Annotated in this window: 17 protein-coding genes; 9 read left to right on the top strand and 8 right to left on the bottom strand. The window is 54.4% G+C overall.

All coding sequences use genetic code 11. From position 1 onward, the window contains the following. Positions 1-145 precede the first annotated feature (145 nt). Entirely contained in the window at positions 146-1,291 is a 1,146-nt protein-coding gene (locus tag R0135_RS10515) for a patatin-like phospholipase family protein (RefSeq protein ID WP_407346794.1), read from the top strand. On the opposite strand, the gene R0135_RS10510 is transcribed toward R0135_RS10515, so the two are convergent. Together R0135_RS10510 and R0135_RS10505 are read right to left on the bottom strand one after the other, a co-directional pair. Beyond that, the gene (locus R0135_RS10510; RefSeq protein ID WP_407346793.1) at positions 1,280-3,400 is read right to left on the bottom strand and encodes a hypothetical protein; all 2,121 of its coding nucleotides are present in this window, start codon (positions 3,398-3,400) and stop codon (positions 1,280-1,282) included. The two genes, R0135_RS10515 and R0135_RS10510, sit on opposite strands and share 12 nt — an antisense overlap. Further along, positions 3,393-5,501 (bottom strand): hypothetical protein, encoded by a 2,109-nt coding sequence (locus R0135_RS10505; protein ID WP_407346792.1) that lies wholly within the window; start codon positions 5,499-5,501, stop codon positions 3,393-3,395. The genes R0135_RS10510 and R0135_RS10505 overlap by 8 nt, the downstream gene beginning before the upstream one ends. 215 nt (positions 5,502-5,716) lie before the next feature. Here R0135_RS10505 and R0135_RS10500 point away from each other — a divergent pair, with 215 nt between their 5' ends. From R0135_RS10500 to R0135_RS10480, 5 genes are all read left to right on the top strand, one after another. After that, on the top strand, positions 5,717-8,581 hold the full coding sequence (locus tag R0135_RS10500) for a TonB-dependent receptor plug domain-containing protein (protein ID WP_407346791.1): 2,865 nt from the start codon (positions 5,717-5,719) through the stop codon (positions 8,579-8,581). Positions 8,582-8,602: 21 nt separating this feature from the next. Beyond that, positions 8,603-10,780 carry a tetratricopeptide repeat protein gene (locus R0135_RS10495; protein ID WP_407346790.1) on the top strand — a complete coding sequence of 726 codons (2,178 nt, stop codon included), beginning with the start codon at positions 8,603-8,605 and terminating at the stop codon, positions 10,778-10,780. 7 nt (positions 10,781-10,787) lie between these two features. Continuing rightward, positions 10,788-11,534, top strand: coding sequence for a hypothetical protein (locus R0135_RS10490; RefSeq protein WP_407346789.1), 747 nt, complete (start codon positions 10,788-10,790; stop codon positions 11,532-11,534). Between the two features lie 62 nt (positions 11,535-11,596). After that, positions 11,597-12,613, top strand: coding sequence for a hypothetical protein (locus tag R0135_RS10485; protein WP_407349906.1), 1,017 nt, complete (start codon positions 11,597-11,599; stop codon positions 12,611-12,613). Positions 12,614-12,648: 35 nt separating this feature from the next. Beyond that, positions 12,649-13,770, top strand: coding sequence for a metallophosphoesterase (locus R0135_RS10480; protein ID WP_407346788.1), 1,122 nt, complete (start codon positions 12,649-12,651; stop codon positions 13,768-13,770). A 12-nt stretch (positions 13,771-13,782) separates the two neighbouring features. Here R0135_RS10480 and R0135_RS10475 read toward each other — a convergent pair whose 3' ends face one another. Further along, complete coding sequence (locus R0135_RS10475) at positions 13,783-14,616, bottom strand: LamG-like jellyroll fold domain-containing protein (protein WP_407346787.1); 834 nt, start codon at positions 14,614-14,616, stop codon at positions 13,783-13,785. 285 nt (positions 14,617-14,901) lie between these two features. Here R0135_RS10475 and R0135_RS10470 point away from each other — a divergent pair, with 285 nt between their 5' ends. Then, on the top strand, positions 14,902-15,252 hold the full coding sequence (locus tag R0135_RS10470; protein ID WP_407346786.1) for a DUF4174 domain-containing protein: 351 nt from the start codon (positions 14,902-14,904) through the stop codon (positions 15,250-15,252). A gap of 4 nt (positions 15,253-15,256) precedes the next feature. Here R0135_RS10470 and R0135_RS10465 read toward each other — a convergent pair whose 3' ends face one another. From R0135_RS10465 to R0135_RS10445, 5 genes are read right to left on the bottom strand one after another with little or no spacing between them, the layout of a single operon-like run. Beyond that, positions 15,257-16,378 (bottom strand): aminotransferase class V-fold PLP-dependent enzyme, encoded by a 1,122-nt coding sequence (locus R0135_RS10465; protein ID WP_407346785.1) that lies wholly within the window; start codon positions 16,376-16,378, stop codon positions 15,257-15,259. Beyond that, entirely contained in the window at positions 16,375-17,562 is a 1,188-nt protein-coding gene (locus R0135_RS10460; RefSeq protein WP_407346784.1) for a PrnB family protein, read from the bottom strand. The genes R0135_RS10465 and R0135_RS10460 overlap by 4 nt, the downstream gene beginning before the upstream one ends. An 11-nt stretch (positions 17,563-17,573) precedes the next feature. Next, complete coding sequence (locus tag R0135_RS10455) at positions 17,574-18,617, bottom strand: aldo/keto reductase (RefSeq protein WP_407346783.1); 1,044 nt, start codon at positions 18,615-18,617, stop codon at positions 17,574-17,576. Continuing rightward, positions 18,605-18,958: a TIGR04076 family protein gene (locus R0135_RS10450; protein ID WP_407346782.1), complete on the bottom strand. Its 354-nt coding sequence runs from the start codon at positions 18,956-18,958 to the stop codon at positions 18,605-18,607. The genes R0135_RS10455 and R0135_RS10450 overlap by 13 nt, the downstream gene beginning before the upstream one ends. 32 nt (positions 18,959-18,990) lie before the next feature. After that, positions 18,991-19,689, bottom strand: a complete 699-nt coding sequence (locus R0135_RS10445) for a hypothetical protein (protein WP_407346781.1) — start codon at positions 19,687-19,689, stop codon at positions 18,991-18,993. 257 nt (positions 19,690-19,946) lie between these two features. On the opposite strand from R0135_RS10445, the gene R0135_RS10440 reads away from it, so the two are divergent. Both R0135_RS10440 and R0135_RS10435 read left to right on the top strand, forming a co-directional pair. Further along, positions 19,947-22,160: a TonB-dependent receptor gene (locus tag R0135_RS10440; protein ID WP_407346780.1), complete on the top strand. Its 2,214-nt coding sequence runs from the start codon at positions 19,947-19,949 to the stop codon at positions 22,158-22,160. 23 nt (positions 22,161-22,183) lie between these two features. Next, positions 22,184-24,001, top strand: a complete 1,818-nt coding sequence (locus R0135_RS10435) for a DUF885 family protein (RefSeq protein WP_407346779.1) — start codon at positions 22,184-22,186, stop codon at positions 23,999-24,001. Positions 24,002-24,014: the final 13 nt, after the last annotated feature.

Here is a 24,014-nt window from a genome sequence, read left to right as displayed (position 1 = left end):
CTGTGTTGTGAGCGTGTTGATGACTCGGTGACGGGTCATGCCTTGCATGTAGAATAGCGCGGGAACCTGTTTTGGCTGTAAGTACATTGAACCTACGATTAGCTCCCTGTGATTCTCGCAGGCCCACGCCGCTGCGAAGCGGCCTGTGAAGAACGCTCTGATTCTCTCTGGTGGTGGCGCTCGCGCTGCCTATCAGGTGGGTGTGCTCAAGGCAGTGGCAGAGCTGCTGCCTGCTGGTGCAAAGAACCCGTTTCCGGTTATCTGCGGCACCTCAGCAGGCGCTATTAATGCGGTAACTCTGGCGGCCTACGACGGCAGTTTTGCCCAGGCAGTAGAGAGCCTGGAGTCCATATGGATGGATCTGAGTCCCGAGCAGGTGTATCGCTGCGGCTGGGGGGCAATGGGATCGAGTGTTGGCCGACTGATGCTCTCTTTAGTGAATCGTGGCGTGGGGGTCGGAAAGCCCATAGCGCTGTTAGATAACACACCGCTGCGCGGCCTGATCAAGCGTTCCATCAATTTTGAGAAAATCGACCGCGCAATTGCTCGTGGTGATGTCGACGCTGTTTGTGTGACGGCCACGGGCTATCAGTCGGGTAGGTCCATGTGCTTTTATCAGGCCAAAACGGGCACCGAGGACTGGACCCGATATCGACGCAGTGGTCGGCGTACTCTGCTCAATGCAGACCACTTAATGGCATCGTCTGCGATTCCCACCATGTTCCCCGCCACGCGCATTGAGTTTGAATACTTTGGGGACGGCGCGGTGCGGCAGTTGGCGCCCTTGAGTCCTGCTTTGCATTTGGGCGCCGACCGACTCTTTATTGTGGGTGTGAGTGCTAATCGTGAGCGCCCGGAGTCTTTGGCAGGAGCGAAGCTTACGCACTCCCCATCCCTGGCGCAGATCGTCGGGCATCTGCTTAATAGTGCGTTCATCGATAGTCTAGAGAGTGATATAGAGCGGCTGGATCGCATCAATAAGCTGGTGGAGCTTTTACCCAAAGAGAGTTTGGAAGAAGGATCGACCCTGCGCTACATCGATCGACAAGTTATCTCGCCATCTCAGGAGCTGGATATGATTGCCGGTCAAAACACGGCATCGCTGCCGCCAAGCGTACGGTTTTTACTCCGTGCTACGGGCGGGACAGAGAGCGGGGCCGGCTCCACGGCAGCATCTTACCTGTTGTTTGCAAGGCCCTTTGTCGAGTCGCTAATTGAGCTTGGCTATCGCGATGCCATGTGGCAACGCGGCGATATTGCGAAGTTTCTTGGAGTGGGCTTACCGGTCTGAATCAGAGTGGCCTTGGCGCTGACCCAGTTCGGCCATCAAAGCCCTAAAGTCTTCGCGTTCCCGTAGTGAGTTGTAGGCCGGCTGTAGTGGCTCCAGAAATTGCTGGGCGTTGCTGGGCTGAGTGAGCACATCTGTAAGACAGGCAAGTGCCTCGTCGGCGGCCCCCGGGCTCTTTATCATCGCGAGCATTTGACAAGCGTATTTTCGGTTGACCATCCAGAGGGTGTAATCACCCTTGGGGTCTCTCCAGAAATCTTTGAGAAGCCCTATGGCCTCCTCCTGCTGTCCCTCGATCGAAAGTATCGTCGCTCGATCAAGAGAATTCAGCCGATTAAGAAAAGCGGTCGAGCCGATGTCGGTCAGGTCGGCTATGCGCCGAATCTTCTCCACTTCTTCGGCGGCGCCGTTTGCATCACCTGTGATTAAATACAGCCAGATATGAGAGCTGTGATTCACAGGTAGGTAAGTTAGGGAGCGATCGTCAGGGAGCCCAATATCGCTTACTCGGTTTAGGGTTTCCTGCGCAGCTGCAAAGTCCTGGCTAGCCAGTTGCACTTCGAAAAGTGTTAACAGTACATCGTCTCTTCTTCCTTCGGGTACATCGCCGTTCAACACCGCTGCCACGTCGCGCTCCAACGTCGTCAGGTTCCTATGTTTGTAAAAACGGAGCTGGAGAAGCCCTTGCGTGGTTAGTGCCAAACTGGGGTTCTTTACACTCTCAGCCACAGACAGGGCTTCGTCGTAGCGATGCATATACATTAGCCGCAGAGCCAATATGGCTGCGTGCTGTGGTTCGCCAGGCTCCAGATCGTACACCTGCCGAGCGCTCTTCAAATAACCCTCAAAATCACCGCGGCGTCGTTGGATCCAGCTTTGAATGTTGATCAACTCAACGTCGCTGGGAGCTAGTTCCTGTGCTTTTTTGATTACGGCTGTAGCGCGATCGTAGTCCTTGAGCACGTGATAAATATATATACCCTGCGCGGTGTAGTAATCCACAGAATCTGGTGCGATCCGGCCAATGCGATCGATGAGTGCCTCGATGCGAGGCAACACCTCACGGTTGCTGCCGTAACGCGTTTGAAGGGTAAGGGTAGCTACCACCTCGACCATAGGCTGGGTGAAGTTAGGGTCAAGTTCGTAGGCTCTCTCCAGGCCTTTAATATACTTTTCGGTGTTTTCCGGGGTGAGATGAACGTCATTCCGCCATTGCATGATTTCATGGAAGGCACGATAGGCCGCCATGTTTGTAGTGGGTATTAAGTCGAGTTCGCGATCTTCCTCAGGGCTCAGCGTCGCCGCTAGCGCGGTAGATATGGCCCGGGCGATATCGGCCTGCACGGCAAAAATGTTTTCGGGGCTCAAATCCCGGTCGTAGGTTTCGGCCCACAAATGCTCATCGCTTCGGGCATCGATCAGCTGCGCATTGATGCGAATCTTGCTCCCGGCGATGCGCACGCCGCCTTCTAAAATCGCATCAGCACCCAGCTCGTTACCGATCTGCGGGATGCTTTTGGTGGTCTTCGCGTATTGCAGCACCGAGGTTCGCGAAATCACCCGCAAGCCACCAACTTTGGTCAGGCGTGTGAGCAGGTCATCGTGAACGCCCGTGGCAAAGAACTTACCGTCGCCAGTATCGTCGCCGTAGTCAAAGGGAATGACGCCTACCATGGGCGGTCCATCGGTCTTTGCCCGATCGGCGCTGACCGATGAAGAGCTGTCAGCCAACGGGATCTCCACCACGCCACCCATAAAGCTGTACAGGATCAGGCCCAGAACTACGGCCAGAGCACCGAGGAGTAGATAGTCAACGCTGCGCAGCGGCTCCGCCTCTGTCGTAGCAGCCCCCGCGACGGGAGCGGTCCGTTGGATTCCGTGCGCGGTGATATCAAAAAACCAGCCAAATACCAGCGCCACGGGCAGGCCTGCGATGCTGGCAAACAGCAGGTATCGAATGCTTGCTTCGGGTAAACCCAGTGCAGGAAGTAGCACGTCGGCAACCTGCATGAGTCCCCAGGCGGCGAGTATGTACAGGGCGAGCGTGCGAAACACCCGTCGACGACGAAGCTCTGCAAACAGGCCGCTACTGCTGCCTTCCATGCTAGTCATTGAGTTTGGCGCGCGCTGCGCTTACTTCGGCAATGAGCGCCTTGAAGTCCGCTCGTTCGCGTAGCGAATCATAAAACGGGAGCTGTGGTTCTACAAAAAGCATTCCAAGGCTGGGTTCGGTTAGCGCACTGCGCAGGCAGGCAAGCGCCTCAAGCGCAGCGGCTTCAGTTTTGATGAGCGCTAGCATCTCACAGAGGTACGAGCGGCCAAACCATTCCGCGCGGTCCCAGTTTGGGTCCCTCCAAATCTTGAGCGCGTTAAAAGCCGCATCTTGCTGTCCTTCGGCCAACAACATCAGGGCCCGATCGGGAGGTGTCAGTCGGTCCAACAGGGCCTGAGCGTCGCTGTTCATAGGTTCGGCCAAACGCCTAGCGGCTTGGGCTGATGCTTTAGCCGCCGCCGCATTTTCCGTTACCAGGTGCTGTGCCATTTGTAGGCGGTGCTTGGGCGATAGCCAGACGTTTACTGGGGTTTTGATCAGCTCGTCGTAGCTGATTTGATCGATGCTCTGCTGCGCTGCGGCAAATTCTCGCCGCGCGATCTGAACCTCCCATAAAGTGCTGAGCACATCGTCGCGCCTGTCCTCAGACAGATCGGTATTGAGCGCTGCACGAACCTCTTGTTCCCAACGTTGCAGATCGCCGTGCTTAAAGAAGCGCAGCATGGGCAGAGATTGCGCGCGGAGTCGGAGGCTGGGATTCTCGATTTGCTCGGCTATGGCCAGTGCTTCTTCATAACGATGCATGACCATAAGACGCCCGGCCAGAAGTTCGGCTGCTTGAGCGTTGTTGGGCTCCAGCTGATAGGACAGACGGGCACTTTCCAGGTAGCCCTCGTAGTCGCCCTGGCGTCGCTGAATCCAACTTTGAATGTTGAGTATGTGAGTATCGCTGGGCGCTAATGACCGTGCTTTTTTGACCAACGCAAGCGCCTGGTCATAGTCTGCAAGTACGTTATAAACATACAGCGTTTGCGCCGTGTAATAGTCTGCGGATTCTGGCGCGATGTGGCCGATACGGTCGATGAGTGACTCGATTTTTGGCAAAAACTCCCGCCCGCCTCCTCGGCGCGCCTGGAGAGTCAGAGTACCGATGACTTCGAGCATGGGTTGGATAAAGTTGGGATCGATCTCATAAGCTTTTTCCAGGCCTTGCACGAACTCGGGCGCATTTGTTGGCGTGAGGTGATTCTCATCTCGCCACTGCATAATTTCGTGGAAGGCACGATAAGCCGCCATGTTGTTGGTAGGGATGACGTCGAGACTGCGATCTTCTTCGGGGCTCAACGTAGTAGCCAGTGCGGTGGAGATGGCCCGGGCGATATCGGCCTGCACGGCAAAAATGTTTTCGGGGCTCAAATCCCGGTCGTAGGTTTCGGCCCACAAATGCTCATCGCTTCGGGCATCGATCAGCTGCGCATTGATGCGAATCTTGCTCCCGGCGATGCGCACGCCGCCTTCTAAAATCGCATCAGCACCCAGCTCGTTACCGATCTGCGGGATGCTTTTGGTGGTCTTCGCGTATTGCAGCACCGAGGTTCGCGAAATCACCCGCAAGCCACCAACTTTGGTCAGGCGTGTGAGCAGGTCATCGTGAACGCCCGTGGCAAAGAACTTACCGTCGCCAGTATCGTCGCCGTAGTCAAAGGGAATGACGCCTACCATGGGCGGTCCATCGGTCTTTGCCCGATCGGCGCTGACCGATGAAGAGCTGTCAGCCAACGGGATCTCCACCACGCCACCCATAAAGCTGTACAGGATCAGGCCCAGAACTACGGCCAGAGCACCGAGGAGTAGATAGTCGACGCTGCGCAGCGGCTCCGCCTCTGTCGTAGCAGCCCCCGCGACGGGACCGGTCCGTTGGATTCCGTGCGCGGTGATATCAAAAAACCAGCCAAATACCAGCGCCACGGGCAGGCCTGCGATGCTGGCAAACAGCAGGTATCGAATGCTTGCTTCGGGTAAATCCAGTGCAGGAAGTAGCACGTCGGCAACCTGCATGAGTCCCCAGGCGGCGAGTATGTACAGGGCGAGCGTGCGAAACACCCGTCGACGACGAAGCTCTGCAAACAGGCCGCTATTGCTGCCTTCCCTGTTAGTCATTGGCTTAAGGATTTCATATTGAGTGAAATAAAAGCGGGAAGAATATCAGACCTTATGTGCGCGCACCCACACGACCGCATGTATGAAGCTGTCTGCGCCATTTTGATGCGCTATTCTTGTTCGCTTTCATTGCCAATTTATACCGATTCGCTTGGCTATAACCTACTGATATAGGTATTGTTGAACGACTCGTATTCTTTATGCTGAAATCGACCATGAAACATCGCTTCGCGCCAGCTGTTATCACTTTAGTCACCTCTAGCGCCATGGCGGCATCTGCTGTTTTTGCCCAAGAGCAAAACACTCGCCTTAGCGCGAGAGCACCTGCTGGAGAGATTGAAGAAATCGTTGTCACCGGCTCGCGCATCAAGCGCAAGGACTTTACGTCTATTTCTCCGCTGGTCACCCTCGACGCCGAGCAGATCACGCTTTCGGGTGTTACCGCCATTGAGGATCTTGTCAACGAAGCACCTCAGCTCGTCCCCGACGGCAACCGAACCAGCAACAACCCCGGAAATGGGCAGGCGAGCCTGAACTTGCGTGGCCTGGGGTCTAACCGCACTTTGGTAACGCTCAATGGCCGACGCATGGCACCGGCGGATTCCTTTGGCGCCGCTGACGTTAACCTGATTCCCTCGCAGTTAATCAAGCGCGTAGAAATCGTCACCGGCGGAGCGTCCACCGTGTATGGCTCTGATGCGGTGGCAGGTGTAGTGAACTTTATCCTTAACGATGAATACGAAGGATTCGAGATCACCGCGCAGTACGACACCTTTGAAGAAGGTGATGGTGCCGTTGCCGATGTCAGCCTCGCTTTCGGTTTTGGCAACGATCGCGGTCATCTGACGGGCTTCTTAAACTATCAGGACCGAGACTCGGTGTTTGCGGGTGATCGACCGTTTACCGCCGAGGCCCTGCGCGAAGACCGCTTCACCGGAGAACTTGTTGCTCTGGGTAGTGGCACTACACCTGCCGGCAGGGTTGTGTTCCCTCGAGCGTTTCTACCCGGCAGTGATGCACCGGTGCAGGTAACCTTTGATGACAGGGGTACACCGGCGGCGGTAGGTCCCGATACGCCGAGCTACAATTTCCAACCTGTCAATTACCTTCAGGTGCCTCTGCAAAGATATTCCGGCGCGCTGTTTGGCAATTATCAGTTGAATGATCGGATAAAGGTTTTCGGAGAAATGCTCTACTCCGAGACCTCGACATCGGCGCAACTAGCACCGCCCCCGGCGTTTATCGGTGCTCGGGTAAACCTTGATAACCCGCTTCTTACCCCCGAGCAGGCGCAGTTGTTTGGGACTAGCTATGACCCCGACGGCGATGGTTTCGCTGATTTTGTATTTTCCCGGCGTTTGATCGAGACCGGTCCGCGGCAGTCAGAACGTGCGGCGGACACATTGCGAGCCGTATTCGGCGCAAGCGGTGATATCAACGCGCAATGGGACTGGGAAGCAACTTACAGTCTGTCGGAAGTCACCGGTGAGTTTATTACCGGCAATGCGGTTTTTGCCAGTCGCTTTGAACAGGGTTTGTTGGCTGATCCCGTCACGGGCGACTGTTTTGATCCTTCTGACGGCTGCGTGCCCTTTAACCCCTTTGGACTTACGATCCCTGAAGATGCCGCGGCCTTTTTGCGCGCCGGCGACATCGTCGAGAACTATACGGTCGACGAAGACATCTTCAGCTTTATTGTCACCGGGGACGCTTTCGAATTGCCTGCGGGCCCGGTGGGCATTGCCGGTGGTTTTGAGTGGCGCGAGACTTCGTCTGACTACCAGCCCGATCCAAACTTTATTGGAGCGGGTGTCTTAGGTGCGCTGGCCCAGGCGCCAATCTCCGGTACTACCGATGTTGCCGAGCTATATCTGGAGGCTTTGGTGCCGATTCTCTCGGGCCAGCCCTTTGCCGAGTATCTGGGCATAGAGGCGGGTTACCGCTATTCGGATTACAAATTCTCGGGTGTTGCTGATAACTGGAAGTTCGGTGTCGATTGGGCGCCGCTCTCGTCGCTGCGCTTTAGAGTTATGGCGCAGCGCGCTGTGCGAGCGCCCAATATCGAAGAGCTTTTTGCGCAAGCAGCAGAACAGCCACGAAACCTCTTTAACCCTGATACGGATTTTTGTGCCGCATCGGCCGATCCTATAGGTCGCGGCTTGACGGATCTTTGTATTGCGCAGGGTATTCCTGCTGCCCAGGTCGGCGTCTACCAGCCTACTCCGGACATCGGCCTTACGGTATTTGAAGGCGGTGGAAACACAGGGCTGGATCCAGAGACCGGCGATACCTTTACCGCAGGCTTGGTGATTCAGCCAAGCTGGGCAGAGGATCTATCTGTATCTGTTGATTATTACCGAATCGAGATCGACAACGCTATTGGCTCAACAGATTTTGAGGCTGCTCTCGGTCTTTGCGGAGATTCCAATGACCCCACGAGCCCATTCTGCAGCTCGGTGGTGCGCGGCCCCTCCGGTGATATCAGCCAGTACACAAATCCGCAGTTCAATCTGGCAACGCTGGGCGTGGAAGGAGTAGACCTCGCGCTCAACTATCGTTTTGACCTGTGGGAGGGACTGGCGCTTCCTGGATCAGATGCATCCATAACACTGCAAGTGCTCTTTAACTACGCGATGGAAAATACCGTTCAGGCAACGCCCACGGACAGCGAGCTTGACTGTGCCGGCTACTATGGCGGTGCCTGCGCGTTTATTGGTCCCGGGGTGTTGGTTCCTGAGTATCGCAGCAGCACCCGCCTGACCTACTATTCGGGTCCTTTGTCGCTGGCTTTGAACTGGCGTTGGATCGGTGATCTCGAAAGCCACCTGGATATTACCTGCGAGGAAAGCCCTCAGTTTTGCTACGAGAGTGAGCTTGGCAATTTGGGCGACCATAGCTATTTTGAGTTATCCGGGCGATTTGAGTTCGGTGAGCACGGCGAAGTCTATGGTGGTGTGAGCAACCTGTTTGAAGAGGATCCGCCGCTCATGGGCCTCGGTGCAACTCAGTCAAATACTGCACCGCAGCTATACGATGTTTTTGGACGCCGATTCTTCCTCGGCTTGCGGTATCGGCTATAAAAGGATTCTGAGTAACCAGTTATGCGCCTGATTGCCGAATTAAGGCAGCGTCGAGTGTTTCGCGGCGCGGGTTATTACTTACTCGCCGCCTGGGGTGTTTTGCAAGTCGGTGATGTTATTGCAGAGCCGGCGGGTCTGCCGCCCTGGAGCATGACCGCACTGCTGTATATATTGGTCTTGGGTTTTCCCATTGCCATGGTCCTGAGCTGGCGCTATGACATTGGTGAGCACGGTATTGTCCGCACCCAGCTCGATAGCGATGACGATAGCCCACCCAGCCCACTCAAAGTGGTCGACTACGTTTTAATGTTGGTGCTTTTGGGTGTCGGTGGCACCGCGCTTTATCAGCTTTTGCCGGTAGCACAGCAGGCTGAGGGGTCGCGTTCGGCCTCGCAAAAAACAGCGATGCAGGATTTGCCGGCGAACTCCATCGCGGTGCTACCTTTTGCAGACATCAGTCAATCTCAGGATCAAGGGTTTCTGGGGGATGGCATCAGTGACACGGTGATGCACGTGTTGTCACAAATTGCCGATCTTAAAGTGACCGCGCGCACGTCAAGCTTTGCGTTTCGGAATCAGAACATCAGTGTTGCTGAGATCGCAGCGGCGCTCTCGGTTGCCCATGTTCTGGAGGGCAGCGTGCAAAAAGCGGGCGACCAGGTGCGAATTATTGCCCGGCTTATTGACGCCCGTGTCGGGAGCGAAATCTGGTCTGGCTATTATGATCGCACCCTGGAATCGATCTTCGCGATTCAGGATGAAATAGCCCGGGAAGTTTCTACTGCGCTCACCACAGAGGTGCTAAAGACCGGCGAGTCACCTTTGATAGATGATCAATACCGACCAGACTTTGACGCCTACGAAAAATTTATTTTAGGTAAGCAGCAGCTAGCGCTGCGCACCACTGCGGGCGCCCAGAAAGCAAAAGAGCTGTTTCAGGAAGCCACTGAGTTGGATCCCGACTATGCATTGGCTTATGTCTACCTGGCCCAAGCGTACGTTACGGCCTCGGGCCGGGAGGATCGCGCGGCCACTTTGGAGTCGGTCAGTGTTGTTATAGCCAAAGCGCTGGATCTGGACCCGCAGCTGGCCGAGGCGCATGGTGCTCAGGCGCAATGGTTGCTGTCTATGAAGCGATTTCCTGAGGCCGAAGCATCCCTTAAGCGGGCACTGGAACTTCGACCTAGCTATGCCGATGCTTATGCGACCTATTCCACGATGTATGCCATGCAGGGCATGACTGACGAGTCTCTGGCGCAGATGCGTAAAGCCATTGAACTCGATCCGCAGGAAAACCGCTACAAGACAGGCTTAGCCCATGCTCTGTGGTCTGTGAGTCGCTCCGAAGAAGCAATTGCTACCGTCAAGGAGGCTATCCAGCGCAATCCCGAGGTGCCTGGTAACTACGGTATTTTGGGTCGTTGGTACATGCAGCTTGGCGATATTGGAAAAGGAACATATTGGCAAGATCAGGCTGCGAAGCTCAACGGAATGTCTGAGTCTTCTAATTGGGGGCGCTGCCAGAATCTCGTGCAGTTCTGGGCGATGGAGAGGGCGCTGGTTTGTACCAGGGACTTTTTGCGCCAACATCCTGACGATACCGAGGCGACTCAATATCTGGCCATGCTTGAACAAGATCGGGACTTGGCCATACGGAATCTCCGTGACGCGGTCGAGGAGAATCCAAACTTTTGGTATCGCCGATTTCAGCTTGCGGACTGGCTCAATGCGGCAGGGGATTACGAACAAGTGCTTGAGATTCTCAAGCCCGTTGCACCACAGCTGTTTACCGAAGAACCCAGAGTCACAGACATGACCATATGGGCGGCGGTCAATGTTGGACGGGCCTACGCTGGCATGGGCGAAGCCGATAAAGCGACCGTGATACTGGAAGCCGGTTTGTCCTACATTGAGCGCAGACGAAAACTTCAGGGTTCCGGGTATGTGGCTGGCATAGAAGATGCGCAGTTCTTACTGCTTCTTGGCAGGCGGGATGAGGCGCTGGAGCGTCTTGAGCAAACCGTCGCTGCGGGGTGGCGGTTTTTTTCCTTTGGACTGACGCACGACTCTCTCTATGATTCCCTGCGCAACGATCCCCGTTTTGAATCTGTAATCGCCGCGCTCAAATCAGACCTTCAGAGCCAGCTCGCTTGGTATGATGCAAACAAAGACGTGCCGATGGAGTCTATGAACTTATGAGTTACCTATGAATAAATATCTCGCGATTATCGACTTCAAAACGCTGTTGCTCAGCGTGGTGTGCATAGCCGTCACGTATCTGTGCTTTCGTTTTAATATTGCCTACGACCTGAACATCACTTTATTCAGCATCGCGGTGATCTTCCCCTTGGTGTTCACCATCCGAGAGGCCTTTAAGCGTCGCGATAACGCGCTCAAGTTTCTCAGCCAGTTCAAATCCGGGCTGTGTTCGGTGCACTACTGCTTTGAGCAATGCAAAAAACTCAATGACGAGCAGCGTGCCGAGGTTTCGCAGCTTCTGGATAAAGCGTCTTCGCAGTTCTTCGACGCTTTAGGCTCTGAGGATGCAGACATACGCCCGGCAGAAGACACCGTGAACCAAATTATTCATTTTATTAAGCGTAACGATTCGGTCATTTCTAATGGCCTTGCGCTCAAAATCATCCGTTTTGTGCAAGACGTAAATGATGGTATGGAAAACACCATAAGCTTAAAGATGCACGGTACGCCCATTAGCATGCGAGCCTATTGCCTGGTGTTCGTGTTCCTGTTTCCGTTTGTTTTTGCTCCCACCATCGTTTACCACCTGCCGGACGCTCCGATACTGCTGACCTACGGCCTGAGCGTGCTCCACGGTTTTATTTTGATTGCGCTGTACAACGTGCAGGTGCAAATGGAAAACCCCTTCGATCAGATTGGTTTGGACGACATTCAATTGGATGAATTTCGTTTTCGAGCCCTGTCACCGTCTTAAAGATTCCCTGGCTTGACCGGCGGGTTTCAGACAACTGACCCATACTGAGGAGATTTTAAGTGATGTTACGACTCCTGATTGCTTTTGCTGTAATACACAGCGCCAGTGTTTTTTCTGCGCCATTGTTTGATAGTGATGGGCAGCTCGCAATTAGCCTGTCTGGCCCCTTCGAGCTTATCGATCAAGAGCGCGATAAAGAAAAAGAGTACCCCGGAAGCCTCAGCTACGAAGATCCTGAGCTGGGGCCTGTTACCCTCGAGGCCAAGTTTTCGGTGCGCGGCAATTTCCGTCTTCGTAAGGATATTTGTAGTCATGCGCAGCTGTGGGTCAACTTAAAGAAAAGCCAGCTTAAGGGCACACTGTTTGCCAAACAGGACAAACTAAAGCTCGTGGTTCAGTGTAAAGACTCTGATCGCTATGCCGAGTACATCGGGCGAGAGCAGCAGGCTTATCAGATATTTCAGACGCTCTCTGATCTGAGTCTGGATACGCGCATGCTCAAGGTGAGCTATGTCGACACCGATGGTGGAGAGAGCCGAGAACAGTTGGGCTTTTTTATTCAGCATCAGGACCGGCTGGCTAAGCAAAACGATATGAGCTTGTACAAAGAGATTCGTGCCGACAAGGCGCGTTTGGATCCAGATCGCAGTGCCCTTGTCGCTCTCTTCATGTACCTGGTATCCAATACCGATTACTCCTTTATTGCGGCCGCGCCCGGCGAGACCTGCTGCCACAACATTAAACTTTTGGAATCAGCGGACGGGGCTCTTTATCCCTTGCCCTACGATTATGACTCCACCGGCTTTGTAAACACCTCCTATGCAGAGCCAGCCGGGGGAATTGGACAAAGCAATGTGAAACAACGCATGTACCGGGGCTACTGCGCCCCAGAGGAAGTCACCGCTAAGGCCATCGCCCTGGTGCAGTCAAAGAGGGACGCTATCAGTGCCATCGTTGCTGACACGACCTACGTGTCTGCTAAATCGGTAAAGCGCACGCAGAAGTACGTCGATAAGTTCTATGGGGTGCTGGACAACCCCAAGAAAGTACGCCGGGAGATTATTGAAGAGTGTCGATAGCCATGCATGGTGAGCAGCCTGTATGGAGGTCGCGAATGCCGCGGCGCTTTCGCCATGTCTTAGCAGTTGGCTTTTTGATCCTTGCGGGGGCGTCCGCTCTCGCTGAGCAATCAGACTGGCAGGGTGTTGATCGCGTGGTAGCCGTAGCGGATTTACATGGCGATTATGAGAGTTACATCACCGTACTTGAGCAAGCAGGAGTGGTTAATAGTCGAGGGCGCTGGGCCGCAGGTAGCACACACCTAGTACAGCTGGGCGATATTCCTGATCGTGGTCCGGATACGGCAAAAATTATTCGCCATTTGCGGAAGCTTGAAACCCAGGCTGAAAAGGCTGGCGGTAAGGTACATCCACTCATTGGCAATCACGAAGTCATGAACATGACCGGTGATTTACGCTACGTGCATCCCGGGGAGTACGACGCACTTAAAACTCGAAAATCGAGTCGTTTGCAGGATGATTACTATCAACGGGTAGTCGCGTTTTTGTCCGGGCAGGAAAACCCTGTACAGATTGATGAGGCGTTTCGGGAGCAGTGGCTCAAGGAGCATCCTTTGGGATATGTGGAGCATCGTCAGTACTGGCATCCTCAGGGAGAGTTTGGCGCTTGGGTGAGCAGCCACAATACGGTGATTCGTATTAATCGCAGCCTGTTTGTGCATGCTGGTATCAGCCCGGCGTATGTGGATCGGGCTATGCAAGACATCAACGATGCGGTGCGCGCCGAGTTGCTTGTTCCCGGTGCAAAGGGGCCAAAGATAATCGATGATGAGCTTGGCCCTCTGTGGTATCGGGGCCTGGCAATGGGTGACGAAACGCAAGACGTGGCAGAGCAGCTTGAGACGCTGCTGCAGCGCTTTGATGTTGATCGCATCGTCGTAGGGCATACACCGGGATATGGCACGGTGGTGCCGCGCTACGACGCCCGGGTGATCGCGGCGGACAGTGGTCTTGCCCAGCACTATGGCGGACATTTGGCGAGCGTGCTCATTGAGGACGGTAAGGTCTACACCGTGCAGCGTGGACAACGCGTGCCTCAGCCGAGCTCAGATACTGGTTTGCTTGATTACTACCGGGCCATCAACGAGATCGAGCCCGACGTAAACAACCTTCTCTACCGTATCAAGCAGTTGGAAGCGGCTGTTTCCGCTGAGTGAACGTCTGAATCGTTAGCCTTTTAGGCCGGCTCTTGTTCGTAGCAGCCCGATGCCTGCTAGCAATAGCAAAAGGGTTGCCGGAGCAGGAACACTGGCCGATGCCGGAGCTGCGAATAATGCGGCGGCGTCGCTGGCGGACAGAGCTCGATCCCACAGTGCGATGTCATCCAGGCTGCCGTTGAAGTTGAAGCCTCCGCCAAGGTCACTGCGCTTGTCACCGAAAGCGATACCAGCGTTGAAATTACTTGGCGTGTCGGGACGGAAAGGCAAAGGGGAAGCAACTGCATTGCCATTAAAGTAAATGCTTTCCTGTGTATCACTGACGCTGTACAGCAGGTGATGCCAGGTCTGATTGTTTGCCGACTCCAGTAAGATTTTGTTGTCTGCTGAGGTGGTGTAGGGAAACAACCAGGCATTCACGGGATCGAGATTAGAAATCACGCCTCCAGTGGCGGTGTTATCGATTAAGCCTCTAACCGATGCAGTTTCATTGCCGCCAGCATCGCGCACATCAAATATCTGGCTTCGTCCCAGTGGCCCATTGTGAGAATCCATGCGAAACCACAAGCTCAGGCTGTACTGGCTGAGCGTTGCTAGATCGCTTGAGGAATCGACAATGATTGCATCCAGGTCCCCAGTCAGATCAAGCGCGCCACCCAGGTTGCCATCACGATCTGTCGAATAGCCACCATCCCAATTACGAGCAGTTGCGCCAATGTTTGCCACGCTATCGCTCAGCGTGCCGTCAAAACTCCAAAAACGAAGCGCCGAGTCTAAAAGACCCGCAGAGCTCACTCCCGGCAGCATGCTCAGGACCAGTATCGAGGCAGCGCGTTTCATCATCATGTTGTCTTCGGTTCCCAAGGGTCAGTGACAGCAAATTCTTTTTCAAACATTTATTAGGTTTTTCGCCTAAGCTGCTGTTTTTATTGTTTTATGCGAATTTGCTGGCGCAGAGTAAGTGGGTTTTTAGCTCGCGCCAAGCCCTCTATCTTGGGAATTGTTGGCAGGTTTTGTTTGTGGAGTGCTACCTTGAAGCGTTGTTTCTAACGCCGAGTCCGTGTGAAAACGTTTTTCTATAGTGTGCTGTGTTTGTGGTTTTGCGCATCTGCTTTAGCGAAGGAGCCCGCAGTGATTTCTGATCTTGATGACCTTCGTTGGCAGCACCGTATTTTGCTGATCAATGAGCCGCAGGATACCGATGCGTTGTTGGCGTTACTGTCCGCTGGCGCAGCCGCCTTGGAGGAGCGTCGATTGATCTGGTTTGTGCTTCAGGGTGGGACTGTGCAGACAAACTCTGTCCAGGCGCTGGGCAATGACTTAGCTACAAACGCTCAACTTCAGCTGGACGTTGGCCCCAACGAAGTGCTGCTGATTGGATTGGATGGTGGCGTGAAAGCCCGAGGGAGCGAACTGGATCTTGATGCGCTTTACGCGTTGATTGATGCTATGCCGATGCGGCGGGCCGAGCAGCGGGAGTGAGCTCCTAGTCCGACGGTAAGCAGCTGAGCACTCGAGCCATGTCCTCTTCGCTGTTGTAAAAATGCGGCGATAAACGAATGCCTTCTTTGCGAACGTCGAACTGCAGCTGTGCGTCGCGCAGGTTTTGGGCAAGCTGCTCCTGAGAGGACTTCAGATTAAGTACTACTGTGCCGCCGCGCTGCGATGCCTCGGCGGGTGATGCAAGCCACTCTGGATTTACCTCGCGACAGACTTGATCGATGAGCGCACGGTTATGTGCTTCGAGCCGCTCAAGCCCAATATCAAGAAGCGACTCTATGGCATGCGCAGCAACTAGCGCTGGTGCCACACTGGGAGTGCCGCCCCAGAATCGCAGGGCATCACCGGCGTACTCAAAGTGACGAATATCGAACTCAAAGGGATTGCTATGAGAAAACCATCCCACCTCAGAAGGTTCACAGTCGGCAAGTCGCCGGGGATTAACCCACATAAAGCCAGCACCGGGTCCGCCACATAACCACTTGAGGCAGGAGCCCACAATAAAGTCTGCATTCCATGCCTGGGCATCCACCGGGCGAATCCCAATGGATTGGGCAACGTCCACCACACTGATGGCGCCGCTGTCCCGCGCCAAGGCACATAGTGGGGCCAGATCGTGACATTCGCCGGTATTGGAATGTACGTGGGTAAACACCACGCAGTGCACTTGCTCGTTCAGATAGCGTGACCAAACGGTCGGGTCGAGGGTGTTCTCTGATCGGGGAATAATCACCAGCTCGAATCCATGGCGCTGCGCAACGGATAGAACAAAACCCAGAGACGGGAATGCGCGCTCAGCGATGAGCAGCTGATTCCGACCGGGCTCTGCGGCGATTGAATTGAGTACCTGGCTCAATCCTGCGCTCACACTCGGCTGAGGGCAGATCATGCCAGGTTCGTGATTGATGACTTGTGCCAGGGCATTACGAAACCGATCAAAGGCCGTCATCCAGTGCGTCCAAACCTGATCGTCACTGGCAACCCAGGGTCCGAACAATCCTTGAGTGAGTGCGTCCGCGGCATCGAGTGGCGGCAGTCCCGCCGAGTGATTCAGCAGGTAGCCACGGCCATCAGGCCATCCTCGGGCTGGGTCGTTAGAGTTATTCATCTATGTGGGCTACCTATCGCGGCCCGGATACTCGCGATATCTTTATAGCGACTTCGAATGTCATCCCGGGGCGCAGCAGTGCGTAGGTCTCGAAGCTTCTGCAGGGCAGCCATGAGTACTTCCAGTGGTGGTCCGCTGGCAGTGATATGGGCCATATGCTTTTGATCGAGTACCGACGAAGGCTGTTCGATAAAGCGGTCCACCAATTGGTTGTGATGCTGGGATGCGGTGTGACCGTGAGCCTCGCAAACCTCCAAAAACAGCCGGGCGTTGTGTTCAAAATATTCCCCGCAGGAATCTGGCGATTGCAGGCCTAGTAGTATTTGGTCCATGAGGCTCTCGCGGCGCATGCAGTCTCGCAGGCGCCCTTGATCCTCGGGCATCATGTACGAGAATTTATCCACCAGTAACTGTGAGTAAGACGGGTCCTCTGCCTGACATAAACCCAGCAACAGATCGATCTCGTTAATCCCGGCAAAGTCGCCGGCATTGGCGCCGCGGTACTCGCTTTTTCCTACACGATAAGGCTTGTAGTAGGGGCGCACCGAATAAAAGAAGCGTGCCGGGTCGAGTTGCGCAAACAATTGTTCATTGTACGCAGCTACATCCTCCAGAGCCTGGCGTGCAGCGATCAGTAGGTCGCCGGTAACCGGATGTGTGATACCCAGCGGTACTGTTCGGGTCAGGGCATCTGCCGCGCGTTTATAGGCAAAGATGCCCCGGGTATTAAAGTCCAAAAACAAAAACTCGTCTTTGAGCTTGGTAAAGCTGCGATAAACGCCATCGCGCGCAAGGTTGTGCGTCGAGAGATGGCTGGTGGCAAAGCGGGGCGCTACTCCCAGCGAGGCACCGATGTGTAAGGCCAGTCCCGATGCTTCGATGAGTGGCGAGCTTTGCTCCCGGGAGGGCTCGGTAATCTCATGGCGCCTGCAGGCACCCATGTAGAGGCCGACGTTACCCAGTAATGCAAAAGCCGCCTCGAAGCCTTCATCGGTATTGCCCTCGTTATGCAGGCCGGTGATGTGCTCGCGGCCTTCGTCGTGCAAAAGCGTTCGCAGGCTATTGCCCGCCAAACTCACATCAGCAGGGTCGTCTTGAGCGAAGTAAATCTCTTCGAGTTCAGTATTGATCTCGATAAAGCTGGAGCGAATCCATTCGTCATAACGTTCTGCGTTGATGCTCATGCCGCAGTTCCCTATTCGGCGTTGAGGTTGTATTTCATGATGCTCCCGTGCGGACCGCTCTTGTCCCGCTCCAGATCAAAGACGTCATCGGGTGGAATACTCATCTGCATCTTAATAGTCGCTATGGCGGCGCGATCCCCTGCATCCATTTGCAAGGCAAAGACCTCTTTATAACGATCAAGGTGCGCGGCATTTCGCGAGCCAATGATCACTGCTGCGACCTGTGCCTGCGCAAGAACCCAGTTAGACGCCACACTGGCTATGGTAACGCCGTGTTTTTTGGCAATGCGATCGAGTGTTTGAAGCAACGACTGGAAGAGGTCCCAACCCCCGATCTCATCGATCATTAGTTTGTACTTGATCAGTGATCGGTTGCTGAATGACTGTGGCTCTGCTTCACCCAGCCATCGCTCACTTAAAAAGCCTCCAGCGAGCGTGCCATAGCACAATAGATGCATATTGTGTTCAGCGCAGAGTCCGAGCAGCGCCTTCTCTGGTCTGGGGTCTAAAAGGGAGTACTGCACCTGGGTTGTTGCTAGCTCAACGCCCGCATCCAGAATCTCCCGGGTGCCCGTAGTATTAAAGTTGGTTGTCGATAGAAGCTCGATTTTGCCAGCCTGTTGCAGTTCCTTGAGCCAGCCGGCGGCCTCTACTGCGCCGGGAGCTGCGTAGTTCCACCAATGGAATTGCACCATATCGAGCTTTTCCAGCTTGAGACGCATTAACGAGCGGTCGATGATTTCTTCGACGTCAGACTTCTTAAGATGCCCGAGTTGATCGTAGTCGGGTACGTACTTGGTGTGCACTTTGATGGCCAGGGGCTCTGCACGCTTGGCGTTAGCCGACACAAACTCTCCGATCATCGCCTCAACACCGGTATAGATGTCTGCACAATCAAAGGTGTCGATGCCGCGCTCTACAAAAGCAAACATGTCGGCTACGGGATCGCTGGAAACCTCCTGACTATGGCCATCCGAGAGCTGCCAACCGCCCTTAATGACTCGGGATATCTCATATCCCGGTGTCAGTGAGTAGCGCTCAATCATTCTTTCCATGGATTGTTCTCAAGAAGTGGCTCGATGGTGGTATCGGAGCGCGTGAACACTTGCTTGCCAATACGGCTAATACGGAACCGGGCCCCACAGTGGGGATCCGGACAGGCGATGACGTGGTCCGTAGCCATCCAGTCGTATTCATTAAGCGGCCTTTGCTTGGTCGGCAATAGAGGCAGCAAGGCAGACAGGGCATAGAGTGAAAAAGGCTTACCTGTCTCGAAAAAAAGGTTTTCTCCCCGCACCTCAAAGGAGCTGCCGAGCTCGTGCCCACAGACAAAAGGCTTGTCGCCTTCAATCGTTTCGACTCGCAGGTCGTAGAGAGTGAATTGAGGTTCCGTCATAGTGTGTTGTTGGCCTTTTCTTTTGCGGTGAGTCAGTCGACGATGGTGAAGCTTCGACCGTCAGACAAGGTGAATGCGGAGGGACTTAAGGTTGCCGACAGCTCGACATCGCGGAGGTTTTTTACGGTTGTACCGTCGCTTTCTGCCCAGCGAACCGCAGTCATCATTAACTTGTCGTTAATCCGCTCGTAGCTGCCGTAGCCAGTCACTGCGCCGTTCCCATCGCCATTTACCAATATAAAATAGTTCTCAGTGAGCGCCAGATTGCCTTTGGCAAATGAGATTATCTGGGTGTTTTCGGCGTTACTCAGGTGTCTGAAGGTCTGGATCGTACTTGTGCCGCCGCCAAATTGCAGAGTTAGGTCTTTTCCGTCGCGGGTGACTTTAAGGTCATGCTCCATGGCACCTGCTGACGATAGTGGTGTTTTTTGCGTCGGGTCCATGCTGAGCGTCTGATTTGAGCGCAAACGGAGTCCGGCGCCTCCGGCCCAATAAGGTCCTGCATGTGCCATGGAGCCTTGCTCGGCGAATGGATCACCTTTAAAAATGCTCTGCTGTAGAAACATGTCGTTCTTGATTAAAAAAATCCCGGTGAGCGGTAGCGATTCGCCATCGCGCGTTATCAGGTCGGTGTACTCCCATAAGCCTTCAGCGGCTTTTAGGGATGCCTGGGTGGAATCCCCAAGGACGCCTGCGGAGCAGGCCGCAAGCAGGAGAGGCAGTGCCAACATTTGGAAAAATTGCCGCATAAGTGCGATCTCGATGCAGAATCTGGGATAGGCAGGAGCTTAGCATGCAGTCCGATTCTGCGGGGTGATGGCCCCTAAGAACATCCCGTTGAGCAAGAGAATACCGCTGTGGCTGTTCATGGCCTGGGCAAACGCATACTATCCAAGGCAAAGGCCGCCAGTTAAGAGCCTCGCCCGCAGAGCGTAAAGCCAGTAAAGCGTTGCAAGTTATTCAGAAAAGTAAAATGGGGAATGTAAAAATGACGAAAAGCTCAAAACTGGGTGTTTTTGCGCCAGGCACTATGGCGCTGGCGGTGTTTGCGGCATCTACAGGGGTAAACCTTGCCCAGGCGCAAAATGCGCCGGCTCTGGAGGAAGTAGTAGTCACCGCGCAGCAGCGCGAGGCGAGTTTGCAAGACGTGCCGATCTCTATTTCGGCGTTTAACGAAACAGATATTCAGAAAAACATGTTTCGCGACGTCACAGACTTTGTGGCTCGCACGCCTAATGCCAGCTTCATTACCAGTGGAGCGCGCTCACGCCGAGAGATCAGTATGCGTGGCGTGACCAACTTTGTTGGTGCGAATAACGCCAGACGAACGTCCTCTTTTGGCTTTTATGTAGACGACTTCAATTTGTCCAGCAGCAGTATTAATCCGCCGATCATGGATATTGAGCGTATCGAAGTGCTGCGCGGGCCTCAGTCGACTTACTTTGGTGCCAATGCGCTTGGTGGTGGTATCAGTGTCACTACCAACGCGCCCAATACTGAGGAAGTTGAAGGGTCTGTAATGGTCGATTACGGGCGTTTTGACAGCCTCGATATTGAGGGCGTTTTGAACGTCCCAATCATCAAGGACAAGTTGGCCGCGCGGATTAATTTCAAAGATTTCAGCTCTGACGGAAACATAGAGAACATCAATCCTCAGGGCGGAGGGAATGACGCCGATTATCAATATGTGCGGGCCACCTTGCTGTGGACGCCTACCGAAAACCTGTCTGTAACGCTTAACTACAGCGATGCCAGTGAGGATGTGGGCATGCGTGAGGGTGTCCCGTCCGGGGTGCTGTCGAGCTTTGGTAACGTGCTCTACGGCGATACTGCTGATCCCGATGGGGTGGGTTTCTTCCCGCAAAACGACAGCAAAGTTAACTTTAATGCTCCCCAGACAGTGGGTACTGAGTTCGAGTACGCCATCGCGCGCATCGACTACGACTTTTCGGACATGCGTTTTACCAGTATTACCGGTTACATGGAGTCCGACTTTTTCCTTCGCGGTGATATCGACGGCGGCAGCCTGGACTACTTTCAGGAATTTCGAACCATCCCCAGAGAAAGCATGACCCAGGAATTCCGTCTGCAAAGCATGGATGATGCCAGGCTGCAGTGGAACGTGGGTCTTTATTATTCTGATGACGAGGGGTCCATCGACAACAAAACTTTCGTGGGTGCTGCGGAGATCTTCGGCATACCAGAGGGATTCCTCATCGACAGCGAAGAGACTTTTGGTAGTTCCGAGGTCTATGCGGTATTTGGTCAGCTGAACTACGCCTTGAGCGACCGTCTGACTCTCACCGTCGGTGGTCGTTATAGCGAAGAGACGATTTTTGCGGATATTTCGGGCTTTGGTGGTGGTGTCTCTCAGGAGCAGACCTCCGAAGAGACCTTTACCGACTTTTCGCCCATGGCCTCGATTCGCTACGACCTGAGTGATGACTCATCGGTTTATGCCACGGTAGCCAAAGGCTTTAAGTCGGGTGGCGCCCAGGTGACGAACGATCCTGCGGTGAACAGCTACGACCCGGAAGAGCTATGGAACTACGAGATCGGCTACAAGGCAGAGTATCTTGATCGCACCCTGCGTGTGAACGCGGCGGCCTTTTATATGGATTGGACCGATCAGCAGACGTCGCAGCAGTTCTCTGGCGTAGACGAGAACGGTGACTTCTTTATTTTTGGTGCCGTGGGTAATGCTGACTCCGCAGAGTCCTACGGCGTAGAGCTATCGGTCACGTCGGCGCCCGTCGCAGGCCTGGTGATGAACCTCAATGTCGGTTGGCTTCAGGCGGAGTACGAGGACTTCACTACGGTCATTGACGGTGCGCCGCGAGTGTTGGACGGACTTACCGTGCCAAACTCGCCGGAGTGGACGGTGTCGGCGGATGCAGAATATAGCTTCCAGCTGACCGGTAATCTCGATGCCTTTGTGCGCGGTGAGTATATCTATCGTGACGAAATTCGCTCATCAATTAGTTCTTTGATTCGCGAAGGGTTCCCCTGGGTGGTTCCGGATTATGACATCGTGAATATTCGCGCGGGTGTGCAGCACGAAAACTACACCGTGGCGTTCTATGTTGAGAACGCGCTGGACGACACCTACTTTACCAACTCTTATCAGAAGGCCTTTATGGGCGGTTTGCATATTGAGCCGGGAGTTCAGCGGTATGGATTGCGGGCTCGATACAACTTCTGAGTAAGTCACGGGATCTGAGCGCGGTGTTAGCGGCCAGGCCAGGGGCAGCAGGCAAACCGGTAAGACCGGCACGCCTGCTGTGTAAGCTGGCCCTGCTAACCGCGCTGGGGAATTTCGGTGGAGCCTGTGCCAGCGCTAATGAGCCTGCGCTGGCACTCACCGGCCTTATTAGCGACTACATAGATTCCTGGCGGGCGTTTTATCCGTCGCAGGCCTTTGCCTATGGTGACGTGGATAGCGCGGTAGTTTTCGAAGACTTCGCTGACTCGCGCCTCAGCGACTGGCTGGCATTGAACGCCGCGACGGCGGATTCGTTGGACGCTATTCTTACTGGTCCCACGGGATCTGCAGATACAGCGTTGCACACAGATGCCTTAGTGCTTCGCTCTCAAGTAGCGGACGAGTTGGCCAGCTGGGCCGAAGATGCTCCCCTTACTCAGCAGCCCCAGTGGTATGCCGAACAGGTATCTCAGGCGCTAACTCACTTATTGGTTCGAGATCAGCTTTCTAGCAAGGCGCGTAGCGAAGCACTCATTGCTCGACTTCAAGGTGTCGAGAGGCTGTGTCAGCTTGGCATTGCATCCCTTGAGTCAGGAAATGCGATGCGTACCCGCAGAGCCCTGCGTATTCTCAGCAGTAGTCAGCAATTTTATGACCATGGTTTGCGTGACCTGGTGGCTGACTGGCCTGCTGCACCTCAGGAGCAGAGTGTCGATGACGCCATCGATTCGACGCTTCGGGCCATGGGTGAGCTGCAAAAGCATCTTGAGAATGCGATTCTGCCTTTGGCAAAGGAGCAGGCCGCCATCGGCAAGGAGGCCTATGCGGCCAAGCTGCACAGACGCACCTCGGGTCTTTACACCCCCGAAAGCCTCCTCGCTGCTGCCGGACAGGAGCTGCGAAGTGTTCGTGCATTGATGTATCAGCAAGCATCGCGGTGGGCCCGTTCTCACACCGATGCCGCAACGCGCTTTCGACTGTTGGAGCTGACTGACGATGAGCGGCTTGAGGCTGCGATCACAGCAATGGAGGACGATCGTCAAAGCAACAGCGCAGACTTCTTAGCGAGTTTTACGCAGTTGACCTTCGCTGCGGAGCGTTTTGTCCAGGAGCATCAGATAGCCACCGTCCCAAAACCCACCACATTACTTGTTGCCTTATCTCCCGCACATTTTAGCGGCGCTGCCGTGGGCGGGGTGTATCCCAGCGGCCCATTTGATACCCAGGCGAATACTTTGTTTTACGTGCCTTCGATTTCTGATGAAGCACCTCAGGCGGCTAAAGACGGTTTTTATCGCTCTTTTAACACGCACTTCAACACCATGATTCTGTCCCACGAGATGTTTCCCGGGCACTACCTTCAATACAAGGTTGCCGTGAGTGAGGCGCCGACCTTGCGGTCGTTGTTTTCTAATGGCTCCTATGTAGAAGGCTGGGGCAGTTTTGTTGAGGAGCTCATGTTGGACGCGGGATGGTCCGACAATGCGCCTTTGACGCGTCTTGCCCACCTCAGGAAGCGACTGGAAAATGCAACCCGCGCTTACGTTAGTGTGCAGGTGAATATCGCTTCTTGGGGTGAGGAGCAGGTTCTGCGATTTGCCCGGGAAGAGGGGCTTTTGGCGCCACAGTTTGCGATTAATTTATGGCAGCGGGTGGTGAACTCACCGCTGCAAATCACCGATTACTTCACCGGCTTTCGCGCCTTTAAGGATCTGCATAGTGATTATCTTGCGGATGCTAAAGAACTGCCTACTTACATTTGGGTTGATGCAGTTCTGCGCGCGGGGCCGCTACCAATGACTCTGCTTGAGCCCGAGATCAACAGACTGACAACACCCTAAGCCTTTTTGGGCT

This window comes from Congregibacter variabilis (assembly GCF_045689235.1).
GTDB classification, from domain to species: Bacteria; Pseudomonadota; Gammaproteobacteria; order Pseudomonadales; family Halieaceae; genus Congregibacter; species Congregibacter variabilis.
This window is presented reverse-complemented; position numbering and strand designations above follow the sequence as displayed.